This is a genomic window from Saccharopolyspora sp. (assembly GCF_017434145.1).
Taxonomy (GTDB): domain Bacteria; phylum Actinomycetota; class Actinomycetes; order Mycobacteriales; family Pseudonocardiaceae; genus Saccharopolyspora_C; species Saccharopolyspora_C galaxeae.
On sequence record NZ_JAFRFW010000563.1, the window covers coordinates 1 to 3,385 of the forward strand.

General features: G+C 71.6%; 4 protein-coding genes. 3 read left to right on the forward strand and 1 reads right to left on the reverse strand.

What is annotated here, in order from left to right; translation table 11 throughout:
- Window positions 1-511, forward strand: a 511-nt coding sequence (locus tag IJH84_RS15530) for a siderophore-interacting protein (RefSeq protein WP_295145681.1), incomplete at its 5' end; no start/stop codon positions are given.
- Between the two features lie 95 nt (window positions 512-606).
- Window positions 607-1,293 carry a heme oxygenase (biliverdin-producing) gene (locus IJH84_RS15535; RefSeq protein WP_295145683.1) on the forward strand — a complete coding sequence of 229 codons (687 nt, stop codon included), beginning with the start codon at window positions 607-609 and terminating at the stop codon, window positions 1,291-1,293.
- Between the two features lie 251 nt (window positions 1,294-1,544).
- Here IJH84_RS15535 and IJH84_RS15540 read toward each other — a convergent pair whose 3' ends face one another.
- Window positions 1,545-1,925 carry a hypothetical protein gene (locus tag IJH84_RS15540; protein ID WP_295145685.1) on the reverse strand — a complete coding sequence of 127 codons (381 nt, stop codon included), beginning with the start codon at window positions 1,923-1,925 and terminating at the stop codon, window positions 1,545-1,547.
- A 388-nt stretch (window positions 1,926-2,313) separates the two neighbouring features.
- Between IJH84_RS15540 and IJH84_RS15545 the strand changes: the two genes are divergently transcribed.
- A complete protein-coding gene (locus IJH84_RS15545; RefSeq protein WP_295145687.1) occupies window positions 2,314-3,165 on the forward strand; it encodes a Scr1 family TA system antitoxin-like transcriptional regulator in 852 nt (283 codons plus the stop codon).
- Window positions 3,166-3,385: the final 220 nt, after the last annotated feature.

Here is a 3,385-nt window from a genome sequence, read left to right on the forward strand (position 1 = left end):
CGGACCCATGTGGGGCTGCGAATGGTCCCCGCCACGCTCCGCCCATCGGCTGGTGCTCGCCGGGGACGAGACCGCGGTGCCCGCGATGGCGGCCATCGTGGAGTCGCTGCCCGCCGACGCCCGCGGCGTGGTCTGCGCCGAAGTGCCCACCGTGGACGACATCCAGACCTGGGAGGGCCCGCGGAACGTGGAGATCCGCTGGCTGGTGCGGCGGCGCCCGACCGGCTGGCTGCCGCACGGCGCGCTGCTGGAGGACTCGGTTTCGGCCGCGCTGTCCGAGTTCAGCGCCAGCGGCGGGGACTGCGCCACCGCACTCGAAGACGTCGACGTCGACTCCGCGACGCTGTGGGATGTGCCGCAGGAGACGACCGCGGCGACCGCCCGGCTCTACGGCTGGCTGGCGGGCGAAGCCTCCGTGATCAAGCGGCTGCGAAGGCTGATGGTGCAGGACCACCAGGTACCGCGGGGCGCGGTGGCGTTCATGGGCTACTGGCGCGCGGGGCGCAGCTGAGCCCGCATCACAACGACGACCTCTTGGCAGCCTCACCGGACGCATGTCAGGATCCTCTTGGTTTTGGTAAGGCTAACCTAACCACGGAGGTTCGAGTGTCACCCGCGCAGCAACCGGTCCGCAGTGATTTCGCCGGCCGCCTCCGGTCGGAGACCCGCACCGAGCACGAACACGTCCAAACCCTGCCCTTCCTGCGCGCCCTGATCGCCGGCGAGCTGGAGGCCGACGCCTACGCGGTGATGCTCGCCCAGCACTACTTCGCCTACCAGGTCCTGGAATCGGCGGCCGACGTGATGCGCAGCGACGTCGTCGCCGGGCCGTTCGTCAGCGACCGGCTGCGCAGGCTGCCGCACCTGGAGACCGACCTGCACTACTACCTCGGCCCGGACTGGCGCGATGTGATCAGCGCCAGCGAGGCCACCGAGCGCTACTGCGAGCGGCTGCGCGAGGTGTGCTTCGACTGGCCCGGCGGGTTCGTGGCGCACCACTACACCCGTTGCCTGGCCGATCTCTCCGGCGGCGCCGTGATCCGCTCGGCGATGCAGCGCAGCCTGAACCCGCCGGACGGGCAGGGCTTCGCGTTCCTCACCTTCGACGACGTGCCCAGCCGCCCCCGGGTGCGCAACGCCTACCGGCTGCTGCTGGACACCGCGGGCTGGGATTCGCGGGAGCAGAAGCGGATCACCGCCGAGGTCCGGCTGGCGTACCACTTGAACACCGAGGTCTTCACGGACCTGGGACGCAGGCTGCCACCGCGGATCCCGCGGCAGCGCGGTGCGTGACCCGGGGTGCCGCAGCACGACGAGTGGGCCGGGGATGCGGGGAGCAACCCCGCGCGGGGGCCGGGGCGATGCGGGAGGCGAATCGGCATCGCCCCGGCCGGGGCCGGCGCCACGCGGGGACGGGGACGCGACGCAGGCCCGTCTTCGGACCGCCCGGCCGGCGAGGTCGGCCGGGTCACATCAGCCGGGCACCTCGGCAGGAGCCCGGTCGGAACCGGGTCGGCACGAGCCCCGCGGGCGGCCGAGCCGGTTCATGCTGCCTCGCCGGTATGCCTTCCGGGTTCGGCGGAATTGTCCGGAAGACCGTTCCGGCCCGGCGGATTCCGCGGACCCTCCGGGTCGGCCTCCGGCCACTCCGGCTGCCCCGGCCCGGTGGGCAGTTGCCCGGAGAAATACCCGCCACCGGAGTACGGCGCGCGCAATTCCCGGGTGCCGCGGAATGTGGCGAGAACAGCGGCGCACGCCGCGCAGGGAATTCGCCCGTCATCCGGCAGCGGGCCGATGAGCCTGCGGTGCACCGGTCCGCCGATGCGGTGCCCGCAAGCGGCGGCGGGCGCGGTCCCGCGCGCGGACACGGCCACCTTGTGCCAAGTCGCGGCGAACGCGGATGCCATCCAGGCGTGCGCGCTCACCGGACGTCTCCCGACCCCGCCGGCTCCCGGCCCGAGCCGGGTTTTTCCCCGCACGAGGCCGAATCCGCGCCGGACGCCGTGCGTCCGGGGTCCGCCCGGCCGACGGGGTCCTCCGCACCGCGCACCATTCCCCCTTCCAAATCAGAAACCGATTCACTTCATTCGATTCGCAGCATCGCTCCGCCCGGAACACCGGAGCACTTTTCGGCACCCGCACCCGCGGCCGCACCGGACGCCGCGCCGGTTCGCATCGGACCGGCCGTGCACCGCCGAGCGCGCCGCCGTCCGCGCGGAAATACCGGAAACAGGATGTCGGGTTCCGAGACCTATTGACAATAGCTCGTTCGGATGATCGCCGATCTTGTTGCAAATGACTAACATTCCTTCCATGAACGGAACCACTCCCCGGCCCCGCGCCTATGTGCTGGGCGCCGAAATGCGCGACGCACGCCAGAAAAGCGGTCTCGCGCTGCGCAGGCTGGCCGCGATCCTGGACGTCTCGCACTCGGTTCTGGTGCGCTGGGAGCGCGGGGACCGGGTGCCGTCGGCCGAGTCGGTCTCCGCGGTTTGCGCGGTGCTCGGCAGCAGCGCCACCGCGCGCAACCGGATGCTGAAGCTGGCCCGCGAGGCGGCCGCCGAGCCGCCACCGAGCACCCCGATAGGCGTTCCCGGGCAGTCCGATCAGCTCGCCACGCTGCTGGAGTTCGAGCGGACCGCCACCAGGATCACCGACGTGGCGACCAACGTGGTGCCCGGCCTGCTGCAGGCCCCGGAGTACGCCCGCGCGATCATCCACGCGGGCGAGACGGAGAACGCGGACAAGCGGGTCGCGCTGCGCCTCGGCCGCCGCGAGATCATCACCCGCCGCAGGTCACCGGTGCACTACCGCGCGCTCATCCTGGAAACGGCGCTGCACCAGCCGATCGGCGACCCGGGCACGCTGCTGGAGCAGCTGCGGCTGCTGCTGGAGTTGGGCGCGCAGGACACCGTCGAGATCCGGGTGATCCCGAACAGCGCGGGCTGGACTCCCGCGCACTCCGGGGATTTCTTCCTGCTGGAGTTCTCCAAGGCGGCGCCGGTGGTGCACCTCGAACACCACCGCGGTTCGGTTTTCCTGCAGTCCGAGTCGGACGTCGCGGCGTTCGTGCGAGCTCGGGACGAGGTCGAACGCGTGGCCATGAGCTGCGCCGACTCGGCCGAGCTGATCACCGGGATCATCGCGCGGGCACGGGCGGCCTGAGTTCGCAGCCGTCCCATCTTCGGCCGGTACGACGCCGCGTACTTCGGCCACGCACGCTTGCTCCTTCGCGAGTCCGGCTCCGGGCGTCAGCGTTTTCGCGGCTCGGCGCGGATCACGCAGATTTCCGCATCAGCGCAGGCGACGTGGAACCCGGAGATCATCCGGGTAGCCACGGGGCATGCACACCGACGACACCAGCGGCACCGTGCGGAGCACGAAC

What these genes read in the sequence shown, in the direction of transcription:
- IJH84_RS15545 (WP_295145687.1), top strand. Translation starts at nt 2,314, where the DNA reads ATGAACGGAACCACTCCCCGGCCCCGCGCCTATGTGCTGGGCGCCGAA.